Raw genomic sequence first — 17,484 nt, 5'->3', positions numbered from 1 at the left:
CGGCCGGCATTGCAAAGGCCCGGCCCATCGGCGGAGGATCGCTGCATGAACGCCCGCCAGATCGAGGTCTTCCGCACCATCATGCGGCTCGGTACGCTGACCGGCGCGGCGCAGGCGCTCAACGTCTCCCAGCCCGCGCTGAGCCAGATGCTGCTGCATGCGGAGGACCGGCTCGGCTACAAGCTCTTCCGCCGCCTGCGCGGCCGCCTGGTGCCGACGCCCGAGGCGCTGCAACTCTACCCCGAGGCCGAGCGGCTGCACCGTGACCTTGAGAGCTTCCGCCGCTTCGCCACCGGCCTGCGCGACGGTGCGGCGGGCTCCGTGAGGCTTGCGGCCTCGGCGCCGCCCTCGCTGTCCTTCCTGCCCCGGGCGCTGAGGGATTTCCGCTCCGCCATGCCGGGGATGCGGCTCTCCGCCTTCGTCGTTCCCGTGCAGATCGCGACCGAGATGCTGGCGCGCGGCGATGCCGACCTCGGGGTCGCGATGAGCGACGTCTCGACGCCGCTGGTCCAGGCCGAGACGATCGGCCATGTCGAGACGGTCTGCGTGGTGCCGTCAGGACACCGCCTGGCGCGGCGCAAGGCGGTAACACCCGCGGAGCTGATGGAGGAGACGCTGATCTCCTACCGCCCGGACAGCCTGCCGGGACAGTTGCTCGATCAGGAGTTCGGGCGCGCCGGCCTGTCCTACCGCACGCAGGTGGAGATCGACGTGTCGATCATCGCCCTGTCCTTCGTGCAGCAGGGGATCGGCGTCGCACTGGTGGACGGGCTGATCCCCTGGGGAGGCCATCCCGGCCTGGTGGTGCGGCCCTTCCGCCCGGTGGTCCGGCTGCCGATCGCGGTGCTCACCGGCACGCGCAGGCCGCTGTCCCACCAGCAGGACCTGCTGCGCCGCGGGCTGCGTGCGGCCTTTGCCGCCTATGCGGCCGACCCCGCGGCCCGCGGGCTGCTGAGCCCGGCATAAGCGACCCTTATCCCTGGACGCCGATTTCCTCTTGGACATGGGGAGCGCGCGCAGGCGTGCTTGCACTGCACGGCTAAGGGAAAGCGGCGCATGGGCTGGCGCATCGGCGTCGATATCGGCGGGACTTTCATCGATTTCTGCGCGCTCGAGGAATCCTCCGGGCGGATGCATACGCTGAAGGTGCTGACCACGCCGGAGGAACCGGGCCGGGAGGTGCTGGAAGGCGTCGCGCTGCTGCAGGAGCGCCACGGCCTCGACCCTGCTTCGGTGACGGCCTTCGTGCACGGCACCACTGTCGGCATCAACACCGTCATCCAGCGCAAGGGCGCGCCGCTCGCGCTGGTGACGAATGCCGGCTTCGAGGACGTGGTGGAACTCGCCCGCCTGCGCATGCCCGAGATGTACAGCCTGTTCTGCGCGCGGCCCGAGCAGCTGATCCCGCGCGACCGCATCTTCGGCGTCGGCGGGCGCATCCTGTCCGATGGCTCGGAGGCGGAGCCGCTGGACGAGGAGGCCGTGCGCCAGGCCGCCGCGAAGGCACGCGCCGCGGGGGCGGAAGGGATCGTCGTCTCCTTCCTGCACGCCTACCGCAACCCGGCACACGAGCAGGCTGCGAAGGCCGTGCTGCGCGCCGCCGCGCCCGACCTCTTCGTCTTCTGCGCGGCCGAGATCTGGCCGGTGATCCGCGAATACGAGCGCACCACCACCGGCATCCTGAACGGCTACGTCCACCCGCGCGTCGATCGCTACCTCGGATCGCTGGAGCAGGCGCTGGCGGCGCGCGGCGTGCGCGCCACGCCGATGATCACCAAGTCGAATGGCGGCATCATGCGTGCGGGGCTGGGGCGCACGGCCTGCGTCTCCATGCTGCTGTCGGGCACCGCCTCGGGCGTGATGGGCGCGGCCTTCCTGGCGCGCAAGGCGGGCGTCGCGCGCGCGCTGACGCTCGACATCGGCGGCACCAGCGCGGATGTCGCGCTGATCCTGGATGGCGAACCGCAATTCGGCACCGGAGAGCTGATCGGCGAATTCCCGCTGCATGTGCCGAGCGTCTCGGTCTCCTCCATCGGCGACGGCGGCGGCTCGATCGCGACGGTGGACGGCTTCGGCATGCTGAAGGTCGGGCCGGAGAGCGCGGGGTCCACACCCGGCCCGGCCTGCTACGGGCGCGGCGGGGAGCATGCGACCATCACGGACGCCATGGCGGTGTGCGGCCTGCTCGGCCACGTGCCGCTCGCCTATGCCTCGGTCGCGATGGACCGCGCGAAGGCGGCGGCGGTGGTCGGCCGGCTCGCGGCGCAACTCGGGCGCAGCCTCGAGGAAACCGGCGAGGCCATCGTCGATGTCGCCATCTCCTCGATGTTCGCCGAGGTGAACAAGCTCGTCGCCCGCTACGGCGTCGATCTGCGCGACTTCACCCTGCTGCCCTTCGGCGGCGCCGGGCCGATGCTCGGCTGCCTGCTGGCGCGGGAGCTCGGCATCGGCCGGGTGATGATCCCGCGCCGCCCCGGCGTGGTCAGCGCGCTGGGCGGGCTGGTCGCGGACGCGAAGAACGACGTGGTGCGGACGCTCTTCCTCGACCTCGAGCCCGCCAACCTGCCGGCGCTGCGCCGGGCGCTCTCGGAACTGCGCGCCGAAGGCGAGCGCTGGTTGCGCGAGGACCAGCGCTTCGCAGGACCCGCCGCCATCCGGCTGACCGCCGACATGCGCTACCGCGGCCAGTCATTCGAGATCGAGGCGCCACTCGATCCGGCCTGGATCGAGGACGGCGACCTCCCTGCCCTGCTTGGCGCCTTCCACCGCCGGCACGACGCCATCTACGACTTCCACGACGCGGAGGCGGCGGTGCAGGTGGTGAATCTCCGCCTGGTGGTGATCGGCGCGACCGACCCGCCCGAGCTGCCGGAGGAGCCGCGCGTCGAGGGCGGGCCGATACCCGAACGCATGGTGCGCGCCTGGCTCGACGGCGCCTGGCGCGAGGTGCCGCTCTTCCTTCGGAGCTCGCTGCACCATGGCCACGCGTTCCACGGCCCCGCCATCGTCGCGCAGGAGGACTCGACGGCCTGCATTCCCGGCGGCTTCGCCGCGTCGGTGGACGCGCAGGGCAATCTCCATCTGACGGCCGAAGGTTGAGCGCCATGGACAAGGTCACGCTGCAGGTCTTCGCCAACCACGCCCGAGCGGCGGCCGAGAACATGGCCTACACGCTGTACCGCACGGCGCATTCCACCTTCGTCAAGGAGACGGAGGACTTCACCGTCCAGATCCTCGAGCCCGGCGGCACGGTCGCCGCCGTGCCGATGGATTTCGGCGCCACCTGGTATCCCGGGATCGACTACAGCGCGGCCATCGGCATGATCGGCGACTACGAGCCCGGCGACATCGGCTTCACCAACGATCCCTACAGCGGCTACCTCGCGACCCATGTGCCGGACCTGCACATGTGGAAGCCGATCTTCGAGGATGGCGAGATCCTCGCCTGGGCCTGCGGCCATATCCACAACACCGACATGGGCGGCGCGGTGCCGGCGAGCCTCTCGCGCTCCCTGACCGAGGTGCACCAGGAGGGCATCCGCTTTCCGCCGATGAAGATGGTCCGGCGCGGCGAGGTGAACGAGGAGGCGCTGCGCGTCATGCTGCTCAACGTGCGCAAGCCGGAGCAGAACCTCGGCGACCTCAAGGCCTTCACCGGCGCGCTGAACACCGGCGAGCGCAAGCTGCGCGCCATGGTCCGCAAGTTCGGCGTCGACGGCTTCCGCGCCGGACTCGCCGGCGTGCTCGACTACGCCGAGCACCAGGCGCGGGAGGTGCTGCGTTCCATCCCCGACGGGGAGTACAGCTTCTCGGACTATTGCGACGAGGACGGTCCGGACGGGAACCCGGTGCGCCTCGCGCTGCGGCTGGTCATCAAGGGCGACGAGGCGGTCCTCGACTTCACCGGCACGGATCCGCAACTGACCTCCGCGCTCAACGTGCCGACCGGCAGCCATCCGCGGCACACGCTGCTGCTGGTGGGCGTCTTCTACGTGCTCTACACGCTCAACCCGCAGATCCTGCTGAATGCGGGGCTGACGCGCCCCTTCACCTGCATCGTGCCGGAAGGCACGGCGCTGAACCCGCGCTTTCCCGCCGCCGTCGGCATGCGCAGCCTGACCTGCGCAAGGCTGCGCAGCCTGATCTTCGGCACCTTCGGCCTCGCGATACCGGAGCGCATGCCGGCCGCACCGGCGGGCAGTTCGTCGATCATGAACGTGATGACGACGGACAACCGCACGCAGCGCAGCGTGCTCGCGGCGATCAACCCCATCGTCGGCGGCGGCGGCGGGATGCCGACGCGGGACGGCACGAACGGCTCGGGCGCCGACAGCGCCTACCTCAAGAACACGCCGGTCGAGATCACCGAGACCGAGGTGCCGATCCGCATCCTGCGCTATGGGCTGATGCCAGACACGGGCGGCGCGGGGCGGTGGCGCGGCGGGCTCGCCACCGCGCTCGACTTCACCGTCTTCGCGCCGAACTCGCGCGTCACCGCGCGCAACCGGGACCGCTGCCGCTTCCGACCCTGGGGCATCCTTGGCGGCAAGGCGGGCGCGCCTTCCGATTTCGTTCTGAACCCCGGCACGGCACGGGAGAAGGTCCTGGGCAACATCGACCTGGTCACCATGGACCCGGGCGATGTGCTGCACATCCATTCCCCCGGCGGCGGCGGCCGCGGCGACCCGCTGGCACGGGAACCGGCGCGCGTGCTGCTCGATGTGAAGCGCGGCTATGTCTCGGCCGCGGCGGCGCAGCGCGACTACGGCGTGGTGCTGCGCGACGGCGCGGTGGACGAAGCGGGCACCGAGGCCTTGCGTGCCGCCCTCCGCGCCGCCTGCCCGGCCAACGGCGCGCATTTCGACTTCGGCCCCGAGCGGGAAGCCCATGAGCGGGTCTGGACGGCCGAGGGCTATGCAGCGATGACGGAGATCATGACCGCGCTGCCGACCCATTGGCGCTTCTTCGTCAAGACGCGGCTCTTCGCCATGCTGAAGGACCCGGCCGCCGACAGCGCCGCCGCCGTGCGCCACGCCTTCGGACGGCTGCGGGAGGACTATCCCGGCCTCGCCGCCTGATCGGTCGGCACTGGCTGCGCGCCGCCGCTGAAGGCGACGCGACGCTGCAGGGAGTGCTGGCCCAGGCCTGGGCCGGCAATCTCATGGACCTCATCTTCCGCGTCAGGACTGGCTGCCATCACCGCCGGCCAAGAGCCTCAGGCGCCGGCGGTGGCCGTGCGGCGCGGCAATCCTGCCGCATGTCGTGGGTGCCGATGTCGGCGAGAGGCCATGCCCGGACGCGTTCCCAGCAGGCGCGGGGATGAACCACAATGGATGCACGCGGCCGGCGACGAGTCGGCCCCTTCTTCCCGGGCTTGGGGATCAAGCGCCCGCCCGGGCCGCGGTGACGATGCGCCCCTCGAAGTTGCGCGACATCGAGCAAGGGTCGGCAACGAGGGACACATCCCCTCGAACTCCCCGTCCCAAAGGCATGCGCTCTCCCGCCAAGGTGACTCAAGTATCGGCTTCCGGAGACCCTGCTCCCTTTGGCGGGATTAGTCCGCGAGGGGCGGCGCCCCTCTCGGCCGGCGCAGGCTACCCCGCGAAGCGCGCGAATTCCTGGGCGAGATCCTCATAGATCGCCCGCTTGAACTCCACGGCGAGCCCCGGCAGCTCCGCCAGCCTTACCCAGCGCCAGGCATCGAATTCCGGGTGCGGATCGAGATCGAGCCGGATATCCGCATCCGTCCCGAGGAAGCGCAGCGCGAACCATTTCTGCCGCTGCCCACGGTACTTGCCCCCGAGCGCCTTGCCGATCAGGTGCTCCGGCAGGTCGTAGGTCAGCCAGCGGGGGTGTTCCGCCAGGATCTCGGCTCGGGCGGTGCCGATCTCCTCTTCCAGTTCGCGGAAGACGGCAAAGGCGGGGTCCTCACCCGCGTCCATGCCGCCCTGCGGCAATTGCCAGCCGCCCGGCGCGCCTTCGGCATTGGGCAGGTCGGCGCGACGGGCGACCAGGATGAGCCCGGCGTCATTGAACAGCACGGCGCCGACGTTGTCGCGGTAGGGCAGGTTCTTCATGGCGCGGCAGGTCGTTGCGCAGGGGTGTCGGGGGTGGTCGCTTCGGGACGGCGGATCATCGCCGAAACCGGAGCCAGCACCAGCCCGCGCTGGTCGAGCGTGGCGGCCCAGGCAGCCAGACGCTCCACCAGCACCGGAGTCGCTGCCCCGGCCAGGCCGAGCGCGGCGCCGCGGTCGCGGGCGATCTGTTCGAGTTCCGCCAGCCGGCGTTCGATTTCGCCGCGCGTGCCGGCGGGCTCATCGAGGATGACGTCGATGCCGCGCCCCCAGGCGCGCGCCGGCGCCGCGGCGCCGGGCCGCGGATCGAGGTAGAGCAGCCCGCGGCGGAACAGCACGTCCTGCACGGGCCCGATCGTCTCGGGCAGGGCGGCGAAGCGTTCGCCCCGCATGCCGCCGATGGCGCCGATGGCGCCGACATAGCCCTGGCTGCGGGACAGCACCCAGTCGAGCAGGTCGAGGTTCTCGGCCATCGGCCGCCCGGTCAGCAGGGCGCGGTCGCCCGGGTCGTTCAGCGGGTAGCCGGCGGGCTCCATGGGAATGGAGATCAGCGTCTCCATGCCGCGTTCGCGCGCGCGTTCGGCCGCCTGGCCGGGGCGCGCGGCATAGGGGGACAGCGCCAGCGCGACGGCGGGTGGCAGGCGGCGGATGGCTTCCTCGGTCTGGGTCGCGGAAAGGCCGACATCGGCGACGACGATGCCGATGCGCGGGCGCGTGTCGCGGCGGTCGAAATCCCGTCCATACGCGCGGATGGAGGTCCGCCCCTCAGGCCCCAGTCGCGGCAGCATGCCATGCCGCCCCTGGTCCAGCAGGGCGGGATCGGGTGGCGGTATGGGACGATCGGCGGCGCGGCTCGGCAGGCTGGCCGAGGCGAGGGGCGGAGGCTCGGGCGCGGCCGGCGCCGAGACGACGGGGGCCGGCGGTGATGGCGCGCCTGCGGCCGGCGCCGGGGGGGGCGGCGTGGCGGCTGCCGGTGCCGCCGGCGCGGTGGCCATGGAATCGCCGGACGGCGAGGCTCCGTTCCTCGCCGCGTCGGCCACGGGAGGCAATTGGGGTGCGCCAATACGCGACGGCTCGGCCGACGGCCGCGTTGCCTCCGTGACCGTGGCCGGCGCTTCCGCTGGTACCTGAGAGGTCGAAACCTCCGGCGGCCCGAGTTCGTTCAGCCGCAGCACCGTCCCACCCGTTGCGAGCAGCACGACCGCCCAGAACGCTCCGAGCGCCCGCCAACCCGGCACGCGCATGCGTCGTGGCGCCTTGTCGCCGCTCAGCGCGCGGCGCGCCGCTGCGGATTCGGCACCGCGGCCATGCTGCGCAGCAGCGACAGCGCCTGCTGCAACTGGTGGTCGGTCTCCGGCTTGGTTGGGTCGAAGGCCGCAGCGCCTTCGGCGGGCTGGCGCTGCACACGCTCGACCAGCCCGGCCGGCAGGTTCAGCGGCGGCAGCGGCGGCGGGGCGGCCTGCTGCTGCTGCTGCTGCTGCTGCCCGCCATTGTCGTTGCGCAGCGCACGCCGCAGGTCGGCCTCCCGCTCGCGTCGCGCGACCGCGGCGGTGGCCGTGTCCTCCCGCGTCGCCAGCACCTCGATGTCCGGCTCGATGCCGGTCGCCTGGATGGAGCGGCCCGACGGCGTGTAGTAGCGCGCCGTGGTCAGGCGGATCGCGCCATTGCCCGGGATGGGCATGACGGTCTGCACGCTGCCCTTGCCGAAGGACTTCACGCCCATGACGATGGCGCGGCGATGGTCCTGCAGCGCGCCGGCGACGATCTCGCTGGCGGATGCCGAGCCGGCATTGATGAGCACCACCATCGGCAGGCCCTGGGCGATGTCGCCGGCGCGCGCGTTCCAGCGCTGCGCGTCCTCCTGCCGCCGGGCGCGGGTCGAGACGATCTCGCCCTGCTCGAGGAAGTCGTCCGAGACCTGAACCGCCTGGTCGAGAAGCCCGCCGGGATTGTTGCGCAGGTCGAGCACGATGCCGCGCAGGTTGTTGCCGCCCTGCTGGCGGAGCTGCTGCATGGCGCGGCGCAGCCCGGCCTCGGTCTGCTCGTTGAAAGAGGTCAGGCGGATGTAGCCGATATCGCCGCCTTCCAGCCGGAAGCGCACCACCTGCGGGCGGATGACGTCGCGCGTGATGGACAGCTCGATCGGCCGGTCGGCGCCTTCGCGCCGGATCGTCAGGCGGATCGAGGTGCCGCGTTCCCCGCGCATCTGCTCGACCGCTTCCTGCAGCGAGAGGCCCTGCACGGAATTGCCGTTGAGGTGGGTGATCAGGTCGCCCGGCTTCACCCCGGCGCGTGCCGCCGGCGTATCGTCGATGGGCGAGATGACCTTGATGTATCCGCCTTCCTGCGTGACCTCGATGCCGAGGCCGCCGAACTCGCCGCGTGTCTGTACCTGCATGTCGCGGTACATGCGCGGGTTCATGTAGGAGGAATGCGGATCGAGGCCGGTGAGCATGCCCTGGATGGCATTCTCGATGGCGTCGCGGTCATTCACCGGCTCGACATATTCGGCGCGGATGCGCTCGAACACGTCGCCGAACAGGTTCAGAAGGCGGTAGGTTTCTGCCCGCCCGCCGTCCTGCGCCCATGCGGCGACCATCGGACCGACCACGATGCCTGCCGCGAAGGCCGCGCCCACAGCCGCGAACGTCCCGCTCCTGCGCCGCATCCGAATTCCTTCCTTTCCCATCCCGGACGCCACAGGCCCCGGCGAGGTGTTGCACTCTACAGCCCATCGCGGCCGGGCGTGCAGCCCGAAACCGCGCAGAAACACGGCCGTTACCTTCCGGGAACCTATCCGGTCCCGGCACGACCCGCGCCGAGCCAGGGCCGTGGGTCCACCGTATGCCCGTCCCGCCGGAGTTCGAGATAGAGCCGCCCCCGGCTGCCCTCCCCCTCGCCGACCACGCCGACCGGTTCCCCGGCCAGCAGCCTGGCCCCCGTCGCGGCATCCAGCCGCCCGAGTCCTGCCAGGACCACATGGTGCCCGTCGGCGCATTCGACAATCAGCAGAAGGCCATAACTTCGGAAAGGACCGCTGAACACTACCCGGCCGGCGCAGGGGCTCACCACCCGCGCGCCCGCGGGGGCGGCGATGGTCTGGCCGCGCGCCACGCCGCCCTCCGCCTGGTCCCCATAGGCACGGACGACCCGCCCCGCCACCGGCAGCACCCGTGTCCCGGCCGGCGCGGCGGCCACCGCCGGCGTCTGCGATGGCGGGGGCGGTGGCTCCGGGGTTGGGCGGCCGGCGCGGCGGGCGGCGCGTTCCTCGCGCGCCCGGGCGGCCGCCTCGGTCCTTTCCCGGGCGGCCTCGGCGGCCGCTTCGCGGGCGCGTTCCCGCTCCAGCCGGGTCAGCATCTCGGCGAGGTCGGCGGCGCGCGCGAGCGCGGCCTGCGCGCGGCGGCCGGCTTCACGCTCGGCCTGGCGCGCCTCGGCCTCCCGCATGCGGGCGGCGGCAATCTCCGCATCCAGCGCGCGGGCGGAGGCCAGCGCATCCTCCCGCGCAGCGGCGACCACCGCCGCCTCGGCCGCAGCGATGCGGGCGCGGCGGGAGGCCTCCTCATCCGCAGCGCGCAGCGCCTCCATCTCCCGGCGCACCTGGCGGGCGATCCCCTGGAGCACGAGCACGCCGCGCAGGGCCTCCTCGGGCGATACCGGCACGGCGAGCAGCGTCTCCGCCGGCCAGAGCGACAGGCGGCGCATCACCGGCATCATCGGGGCGAGGGTCGCGGCCTGGCGCGCGGCATCGTCGCGCGCGGCGATCGCGGCGGTGACGGCCTCGCGCTCGCGCTCCTGCGCGGCATCGAGGATGGCCTCGGCGCGTTGCACGCGCTCGGCCATGGCGACGCGCTGGCGGGCCAGGCCGCGCTCCAACTCGGCAGCCTCCTGCGCGAGGCGGCCGGCCTCGGCGGCGGCGGCACGCTCGGCCTCGGCGGCGCGGCGGGCGTCCTGGACGGATTCGCGGGTGGGCTGGGCGTGGGCGGGGAAGGCGAGCAGGGTGAGGAGGAAGAACAGGGGGGCTCTTCCCCCCTGGCCCCCCGCCGAGGGCTTAAGGCCCTCGGAACCCCCGACTTTGTGGTGGGAAGGCGGGGAGAGGCAGCGCTCGTCAGGGCGGGGGGGCACGGCCAAGTGACGGGGGCCCGGGGGCCTTTCGGCCCCCGGCGGGGGTCCTAGGGGGCGGAGCCCCCTAGCCTTACTCCGCCGCCACCGCCGCACGCGTCGTCCGCAGCAGCGACTGCCCTGTCATCGCCGCCGGCTGGGCCACGCCGAGCAGCGCGAGCAGCGTCGGCGCGATGTCCGCAAGTCGGCCATCGGCCAGACTCGTACCCTCTGGCGCCCCAAGCAGCATGGCCGGCACCGGGTTGGTGGTGTGCGCCGTGTGCGGCCCGCCGGTGGCGGGGTCCCGCATCATCTCGGCATTGCCGTGGTCGGCGGTGACGAAGAGTGCGCCGCCGGCGGCGCGGATCGCCTCGGCAATGCGGCCGAGGCCGGTGTCCACCGCTTCCACCGCCTTGGTCGCTGCCGCGAGGCTGCCGGTGTGCCCGACCATGTCGGCATTGGCATAGTTCAGCACGATCAGGTCATAGGCGCCGGAGGCGATGGCGGCGACCGCCCTGTCGGTCAGTTCGGGCGCCGACATCTCCGGCTGCAGGTCGTAGGTCGCGACCTTGGGCGAAGGGACCAGGATACGGTCCTCGCCGGGGAAAGGCGTCTCCTCGCCACCGTTCAGGAAGTAGGTGACGTGCGGGTACTTCTCCGTCTCCGCCATCCGGAGCTGCCTGAGCCCCGCGGCCGCGACGACGGCGCCGAGGATGTCCGCCATCGACTGCGGGGCGAACAACGTGGCGAGGCGGGCATTCAGCGCCTCGCTGTATTCGGTCATGCCGGCGGCGGCGGCGAAGCGGACCTCGCGCTTGCGGACGAAGCCGCTGAAGCCGGGGTCGAGGAAGGCGGTGAGGAGCTGCCGCACGCGGTCGGCGCGGAAGTTGAAGCAGAGCAGCGCGTCGCCATCGCGCATGCCGGCATAGTCGCCGATCACGGTGGCGGGGATGAATTCGTCCGACTTGCCGGCTTCATGGGCGGCGGCAATGGCGGCCTGTGCGGTCGCCGCGCGCGCGCCCTCGCCCGAAGCCATGGCATCATAGGCTTGGCTGACGCGGTCCCAGCGGTTGTCACGGTCCATCGCGAAGTAGCGGCCGATCACGGTCGCGATGCGCACGCCCGGCAGCGGGGCGATGTCGGATTCGAACTTCGCGAGGAAGTCCGGCGCCGCCTTGGGGGCGGTGTCGCGGCCATCGGTCAGGGCATGGATCGCCACCGTGATGCCGGCGGCGGACAGGATGCGCGCGAGCGCCACCGCATGGTCCTGGTGCGCATGCACCCCGCCGGGGGAGAGCAGGCCTACCAGGTGGCAGGTGCCGCCGGAGGCCTTGAGCGCCGCGATCAGCCCGGTCAGCGCCGGCAGGGCCGCGATCGACCCGTCGGCGATGGCGCTGCCGATGCGCGGCAGGTCCTGCATCACCACCCGGCCGGCGCCGATATTGAGGTGCCCGACCTCCGAATTGCCCATCTGCCCGTCCGGCAGGCCGACATCGCCGCCGGAGGTGCGCAGGAAGGCATGCGGGCAGGAGGACCACAGCGCATCGAAGGCCGGGGTGCGGGCCTGGCGCACGGCGTTGTCCGCCGTGTCCTCACGCCAGCCCCAGCCGTCGAGGATGACGAGCATGACGGGACGGGGGCGGCTGGCGGACATGGCGGGTTCCTCGGTCTCGGGGCGGGATAGCCCCCGGCGGAGGTCCGCCGCAAGGCCGTGCCGCGCCTGCTGCCCGGCGCTATGGCCGCCAGGCGCGATGGTAGGGATGGTTCCGGCGGATCGCCTGCGCCCGGTAGAGCTGTTCCGCCAGCATCCCCCGCACCAGGAAATGCGGCCAGGTCATCGGGCCGAGGGCGATCCGCCGGTCCGCCCGCGCCAGCACGGCGGGGTCGAGCCCCTCCGCACCGCCGATCAGGAAGCAGGGCGTGCGGCCGGAATCGTCCCACCGCGAGAGCATGGCCGCGAAAGCCTCGCTGTCCGGCGCGTCACCGCCGAGGTCGAGCGCGACGGCCATTGCATCCGTCGGCAGGGCGGCGAGCAGCGCGGCGCCTTCCCGGCGCCGCACCTCCGCCGCGCTGCCGCGGGCCTCGGGGATTTCCGTCACCTCGGGCGGTGGGCGGAGGCGGGCGGCATAGTGCGCGTAGAGCGCCGCCTCCGGTCCCGGCTTCATCCGCCCGACGGCGATGATCCTAACCGCGCGGGGCGTCGGTCGGGCCCCCGGCCGGCGGGCTCTCCGGGCCCCACATGCGCTCGAGCCGGTAGAGTTCGCGCGACTCGGGGCGGAAGAGGTGGATCACCAGGTCGCCAGCATCGATCAGCACCCAGTCGGGCGAGGACTGGATAGCATCGCGACGCAGCGACAGCCCGGCCTTGCCCAGCGCCTCATCGAGGTGCGTCGCCATCGCCTGGAGCTGCCGCTCGACCTTGCCGGTGGCGATGATCAGGCGGTCCGCATAGTCGGCGCGGCCGGTGACGTCGAGCAAGATGATGTTCTCGGCCTTGTCGTCCTCGAGGCTCTTCATCGCCGCCTCGACCAGCAGGGCCAGGCGATCCGGGGTGAGCTTCTCCCGCTTCTTCGAACGGGCCGGGCGCGGGGCGGCGGGCGCGGCGGCGGCGCGCGGCTTCGCCGAGGCCTTGGCCTTGGCCGTCGCGGCAGGCTTCGCCTTCACGGCGGCCGTCGCCTTCGCGGGCGGTGCGGCCTTGGCCTTGGCGGCGGTCTTCGGCGCGACGCTGGCCTTCGGCTTCGCGGGTGCCTTGGTCTTCGGGGCCGGCGCGGCCTTGGCCTTGGTGGCCGTCTTCGGCGCGACGCTGGCCTTCGGCTTCGCCGCGGCCTCCGCCTTGGTCGCCGTGGCCGGCTTCGCCTTTCCGGCCGCCGCGACCTTGGTCCTGGTGGCAGCCTTCGGCGCGGCCGCGGCCTTCGGCTTCGCCACGGCCTTCGACCTGGCCGCCGGTGCGGCCTTCGTCGTCTTGGCGGCCGGCTTTGCGGCCTTGGCCGCCGGCTTCGCCGCCTTGCGCGTGGCTGTCTTCGGCGCCGTGGCCTTCGCCTTCGGTGCCGTCTTCGTTTCGGTTGTCTTCGGCGTGCGGGCTATGGCCCCCTCCTCTCGCCCGTGTGGTCATCGGCCTTCGCAGCGCGGATGGCGCTGGCCGATGCAGCATGCTCCCGCGCCGGAACCAAGCACCAAGCCGCGTGTGGCGCAAAGGATTCCGTCAGGACACCCCCCGGTGCCCGGCGGTACCGCCGCAGCACCTGCGCCGCCCGGCCCGCCAGCGCGCGGCGTGTCCAGCCCGGCCGCGGCAGCACCGCGAGCGCCGCGTCGCGTGCGATGCCTCGCCAACCTTTCCAGCGCGGCAATTGCACCAGGTTGTCGGCGCCGATGACGAAGACGAAGCGCGCCCGGGGAAAGCGGCGCCGCAGCGCAGCGAGCGTGTCGGCCGTGTAGCGCGTGCCGAGGGCATGCTCGATGTCGGTCGCGATGATCCGCCGCCCGTCCGCGATCCGCTGCGCCGAGGCCAGGCGCGCGGCGAGCGGCGCCATGCCGGCCACCGGCTTCAACGGATTGCCCGGCGAGACCATCAGCCAGATCTGGTCCAGCCGCAGCGCCCGTCGCGCCATGCGCGCCACATGCGCGTGGCCATCATGCGCCGGGTTGAAGGAGCCGCCGAGCAGCCCGATGCGGACTGCGCGCGAATCGCCGAAGCGGGCAGGTGTCACCGTGTGCGGACACTCACGCTGACGGGCTGCGCGGCGAGCCCCTCGTACCGCACCGTGTAGGTCCGGCCGGGTTCGAGCGGCATCGTCGGCGAATAGCCGGCGACCGAGATCACCTGCCCCGCCTCCAGCCGCCGCCCTGCACGGGCCAGGTCCTCGACCAGGAAGGCGACGACGTTCAGCGGATGGCCGAGCGCGGCGGTGCCCGGGGTCCGCGCGCGTTCCTGCCCGCGGTCGTCCACCATGGTCACGGTCATGTTCGCGAGCCGGTCGGCGAAGGCCTGGCTGGCCTCGACCGGGATCGGCGTGCCGACCACGCCGAGCCGCGCGCCGACATTGATCGCCAGCAGGTTCGGCCCGTCGAAGCCGCCCGAGAGCACCAGGTCCGGCAGCTCGATGTAGGGGATCACCGCGTCGAGGTGGCGGAGGATGGCGACATGGTCGCGCCCGGCGCCGTTGATGCCCCCGTCGCGCACCCGCACGAGGAAATCCGATTCGATGACCGGCACGGCGCCGAAGCGGGCCGGGATCTCGGCGCCGTCGCGCAGGCTGACGCTGCTTTCCAGCAGCACGCCGCGCACCGGATGGCTCACGCCGAAGCGCTGCTGCACCGGCGCGCTGGTGAGCCCGACCTTGTAGCCGACCGGCGCCCCCCAGCTCCGCCGCAGCAGCGCGACCAGGCGGTCCTGCGCGCAGAAGCCGTCCTCGAGCGAGGTCATGCCGGTGAAGGCGGGGCTCGGCCGGTTGTCGACCAGCGCTTCCGCGACGCGTCCGACCGCCGCCTCGTCCGGGCAGGCGGCCTGGGCGGTGACCGGCAGGGCAAGCAGGGCGGCGAGCAGGGGTGCGCGCATGGTTCGTTCCTCCGCGATGCGGCGATGCTACCGGCGGCGCGGCCCGGGCGGGAAGGGTGCCTCAGCGGAACGCCACGCTGACCGCGCCAAGACCGGCGACGGAGAGCCGCCAGGTCTCTCCCGCGCGCGGCGCGAAGGGCGCCGGGGCAGCGAGCAGCGCGACATGCTCCCCCGCGCGCAGCGGTCGTCCTTCGGCGGCGAGCTCACGTGCGAGCTGCGCCAGGAGGTCGAGCGCCGGCGCGGCGAGGCCAAGCGCGGAAAGGCTTGCCACCACGCTGCCATCTGCCTGCAGTGTCGCATCGGCGGCGAGCGCCGCGGCATCGGTCACCGGCATGGCGGCGCCGACCACGCCGAGCCGCAGCCCGAGATTGCCGGCGATCCGCGCCATGGTGCCGCCGCCCTCCGGCATCGCCGCCAGGTCGAGCAGTGCCAGGTACGGGCCGGCCGCTTCGACATGCGCAAGCATGGCGGCGGGCGCGGCGGCCTCGATCCCATCCCGTCCGAGGCGCAGCAGAAGGCCGGGGGCGACCGCCGGGCGGGCGCCGAAGCGGGCATCCATCGTCGCGCCCGAGCGCTCGCGCAGCGTCGCGTGGAAGAGGGCGCCGCGCAGCGGTGGCGTCGCCTCGCCGGCGATCGCGAAGCCCTCCACGTCGCCCCAGGGCTGGGCGAGGGTCGCCACCAGCCGGTCTCGCGCGCAGAGCGCCTCGGCCAGGGTCGTGACGCCGAAGGGTGCGGGCACGCGGCGTTCGATCAGCGCCTGGCCGAAGCGCGCGACGGTCGCCATGTCCGGGCAGGCGGCGAGGGCCGGCGCCTGCACGAGGAAGGGCGCGCCGGCGGCGGCGAGGCGAAGGAGCCTGGCGTTCATTCGGTCGACCTCCTCCTTCGCTCGACAGGGCGGCCGCCGATAGCCGGCGGCGCGCCCTCGTCGCATCGGCGCGGCGGTCAGGGGCGCGTCTGGCCGGTCCCGATGACGTGGTAGCGATAGGTGCAGAGCTGCTCCACGCCCACCGGCCCGCGCGCATGCAGGCGGCCGGTGGCGATGCCGATCTCGGCGCCGAAGCCGAATTCGCCGCCGTCGCAGAATTGCGTCGAGGCATTCCACAGCCCGACGGCGGAATCGATGCCGTCGAGGAAGGCTCGCGCCGCGGCTTCGTCCTGCGTGACGATCGCTTCCGTGTGCTCGCTGCCGTAGCGGCGGATATGCGCGACGGCGTCCTGCACGCCGTCCACCACCTTCACCGAGAGGGTGGCGTCGAGCCATTCGGTGGCGAAATCCTGCTCCGTCGCGGGCGGCAGGTCGGCGACGATGGCGCGGGCGCGTTCGTCGGCGCGGAAGTCGCAGCCGAGCGAACGCAGGTCGGCGATCAGCAGCGGCAGCAGCGCGGGCGCGATGGCATTGTCGATCAGCAGCGTCTCGGTCGCGCCGCAGACGCCGGTGCGGCGCATCTTGGCGTTGGCGAGGATGCTGCGCGCCATGTCGGCATCGGCGGCCGCATGGATGTAGGTGTGGCAGAGGCCCTCGGCATGCGCGAGCACCGGCACGCGCGCTTCCTCCATCACGCGCGTCACCAGCCCCTTGCCGCCGCGCGGCACGATCAGGTCGATCAGGCCGGAGGCGCGCAGCATGGCGCCGACGAACGCGCGGTCTGCGGTGCGGGCAACCTGCACCGCCTCCTCCGGCAGGCCGGCGGCGCGCAGGCCTTCGACCAGGCAGGCATGGATGGCGGTGGCGGAGCGCGTGCTCTCCGAGCCGCCGCGCAGGATCACCGCATTGCCGGATTTGAGGCACAGCGCGGCGGCATCCGCCGTCACGTTCGGTCGGCTTTCGAAGATCATGCCGATGACGCCGAGGGGCTGGGCGATGCGGCGGATCGTGAGGCCGTTGGGCCGCGTCCATTCGGCCAGCACGCGGCCGACGGGGTCGGGCAGAGCGGCTACTTCCTCCAGCCCTGTCGCCATCGCCTCGATGCGGCCGGGCGTCAGGGTGAGGCGATCGCGGAAGGCGGCGCTCAGCTCGGGCGCGGCTTCGAGGTCCGCCGCATTGGCGGCGAGCACAGTCTCGATCCGGGCCCGCAATGCGGCGGCGGCGGCGTGCAGCGCGGCGTTCTTCGCCGGCGCCGGGGCGCGCGCGATCGTGCCGGCGGCGGCGCGGGCGGCGCGGGCGGCGGTCTCGAGCTGGCGGGCGGCGTCCTGGGCGATGGCGTTCACGAGGGGGTCCTCCTGCCATGGAGGCTTATCGCGGCTGCGGGGCTGGGGGAAGCGGAAGCTCGCGGGCGGGGCGGACGCCGTGGTCCTGGGCGGCGCGGAGGCCACCATTCGCGATGCGCATCACGACCATTCGCCCCGGCAGTTGGAAGGCGGGGCGTAACCCGCCCACCTGGGCTGGCGAAGTGATGGGCACGACGAATTCCCGTCACGCAGCACAAAAGGAGATGCCATCATGGCGCACTTCGCCACTCGTATCGCCGCGGCCGCGTTCCTCGGTTTCGCCGGCATCCAGGGCGCGTCGGCCTACGAGACGATCGACACCGCGCTGCCCTACGTTGCGGGCGGCGGCGAGAACCGCACCGTCGCCTACATCGGCATGCCGCGCGGCGTCCCGGTGGATGGCCGCGTCGTCGTCACCGGCAGCGGCGAGAACATCTCGGTCCGGCCCATCGATCCGCCCACCCCGGCACCGCAGACCTACATCGCGGTGATCGAAGGCTCGGGCGAGAACCAGTCCGTGCGGCACATCCCGGTGCCGCGGGGCTGACC

At 72.8% G+C, this 17,484-nt stretch carries 15 protein-coding genes; 4 read left to right on the top strand and 11 right to left on the bottom strand.

Annotated elements, in window-relative coordinates; translation table 11 throughout:
* The first annotated feature begins 45 nt into the window (after window positions 1-45).
* The 3 genes from GXW74_RS10240 (at window position 46) to GXW74_RS10230 (ending at window position 5,078) form a co-directional block, all read left to right on the top strand.
* Window positions 46-966, top strand: coding sequence for a LysR family transcriptional regulator (locus GXW74_RS10240; protein WP_211846400.1), 921 nt, complete (start codon window positions 46-48; stop codon window positions 964-966).
* 90 nt (window positions 967-1,056) lie between these two features.
* Window positions 1,057-3,099: a hydantoinase/oxoprolinase family protein gene (locus tag GXW74_RS10235; RefSeq protein WP_211846399.1), complete on the top strand. Its 2,043-nt coding sequence runs from the start codon at window positions 1,057-1,059 to the stop codon at window positions 3,097-3,099.
* A 5-nt stretch (window positions 3,100-3,104) separates the two neighbouring features.
* Window positions 3,105-5,078, top strand: coding sequence for a hydantoinase B/oxoprolinase family protein (locus GXW74_RS10230; RefSeq protein WP_211846398.1), 1,974 nt, complete (start codon window positions 3,105-3,107; stop codon window positions 5,076-5,078).
* Between the two features lie 516 nt (window positions 5,079-5,594).
* Here GXW74_RS10230 and GXW74_RS10225 read toward each other — a convergent pair.
* The 11 genes from GXW74_RS10225 to GXW74_RS10175 all read right to left on the bottom strand — a co-directional run bounded on the left by GXW74_RS10225 (window position 5,595) and on the right by GXW74_RS10175 (window position 16,935).
* Window positions 5,595-6,077 (bottom strand): RNA pyrophosphohydrolase, encoded by a 483-nt coding sequence (locus GXW74_RS10225; RefSeq protein WP_211846397.1) that lies wholly within the window; start codon window positions 6,075-6,077, stop codon window positions 5,595-5,597.
* The gene (locus GXW74_RS10220) at window positions 6,074-6,862 is read right to left on the bottom strand and encodes a divergent polysaccharide deacetylase family protein (protein WP_211846396.1); all 789 of its coding nucleotides are present in this window, start codon (window positions 6,860-6,862) and stop codon (window positions 6,074-6,076) included. Before GXW74_RS10220 ends, GXW74_RS10225 begins: the two co-directional genes overlap by 4 nt.
* A gap of 479 nt (window positions 6,863-7,341) precedes the next feature.
* The gene (locus GXW74_RS10215) at window positions 7,342-8,742 is read right to left on the bottom strand and encodes a S41 family peptidase (protein WP_211846395.1); all 1,401 of its coding nucleotides are present in this window, start codon (window positions 8,740-8,742) and stop codon (window positions 7,342-7,344) included.
* A 125-nt stretch (window positions 8,743-8,867) separates the two neighbouring features.
* Window positions 8,868-10,196: a murein hydrolase activator EnvC family protein gene (locus tag GXW74_RS28620; RefSeq protein WP_211846394.1), complete on the bottom strand. Its 1,329-nt coding sequence runs from the start codon at window positions 10,194-10,196 to the stop codon at window positions 8,868-8,870.
* A 70-nt stretch (window positions 10,197-10,266) separates the two neighbouring features.
* The gene (gene gpmI, locus GXW74_RS10205; protein ID WP_246523151.1) at window positions 10,267-11,826 is read right to left on the bottom strand and encodes a 2,3-bisphosphoglycerate-independent phosphoglycerate mutase; all 1,560 of its coding nucleotides are present in this window, start codon (window positions 11,824-11,826) and stop codon (window positions 10,267-10,269) included.
* A 79-nt stretch (window positions 11,827-11,905) separates the two neighbouring features.
* On the bottom strand, window positions 11,906-12,337 hold the full coding sequence (locus GXW74_RS10200; RefSeq protein WP_211846393.1) for a 23S rRNA (pseudouridine(1915)-N(3))-methyltransferase RlmH: 432 nt from the start codon (window positions 12,335-12,337) through the stop codon (window positions 11,906-11,908).
* Between the two features lie 19 nt (window positions 12,338-12,356).
* Window positions 12,357-13,097, bottom strand: a complete 741-nt coding sequence (gene rsfS / locus GXW74_RS28615; protein ID WP_338148196.1) for a ribosome silencing factor — start codon at window positions 13,095-13,097, stop codon at window positions 12,357-12,359.
* Window positions 13,098-13,252: 155 nt separating this feature from the next.
* Complete coding sequence (locus GXW74_RS10190) at window positions 13,253-13,879, bottom strand: nicotinate-nucleotide adenylyltransferase (protein WP_211846392.1); 627 nt, start codon at window positions 13,877-13,879, stop codon at window positions 13,253-13,255.
* Complete coding sequence (locus GXW74_RS10185; protein WP_211846391.1) at window positions 13,876-14,727, bottom strand: 2-keto-4-pentenoate hydratase; 852 nt, start codon at window positions 14,725-14,727, stop codon at window positions 13,876-13,878. The genes GXW74_RS10190 and GXW74_RS10185 overlap by 4 nt, the downstream gene beginning before the upstream one ends.
* A gap of 61 nt (window positions 14,728-14,788) precedes the next feature.
* A complete protein-coding gene (locus GXW74_RS10180) occupies window positions 14,789-15,592 on the bottom strand; it encodes a hypothetical protein (RefSeq protein ID WP_211846390.1) in 804 nt (267 codons plus the stop codon).
* 77 nt (window positions 15,593-15,669) lie between these two features.
* Window positions 15,670-16,935 carry a glutamate-5-semialdehyde dehydrogenase gene (locus tag GXW74_RS10175; protein ID WP_408903865.1) on the bottom strand — a complete coding sequence of 422 codons (1,266 nt, stop codon included), beginning with the start codon at window positions 16,933-16,935 and terminating at the stop codon, window positions 15,670-15,672.
* Between the two features lie 232 nt (window positions 16,936-17,167).
* Between GXW74_RS10175 and GXW74_RS10170 the strand changes: the two genes are divergently transcribed.
* Window positions 17,168-17,482: a hypothetical protein gene (locus GXW74_RS10170; protein WP_211846388.1), complete on the top strand. Its 315-nt coding sequence runs from the start codon at window positions 17,168-17,170 to the stop codon at window positions 17,480-17,482.
* Window positions 17,483-17,484 lie beyond the last annotated feature (2 nt).

It is taken from the genome of Neoroseomonas eburnea (assembly GCF_018129005.1).
GTDB lineage: Bacteria > Pseudomonadota > Alphaproteobacteria > Acetobacterales > Acetobacteraceae > Neoroseomonas > Neoroseomonas eburnea.
This window is presented reverse-complemented; position numbering and strand designations above follow the sequence as displayed.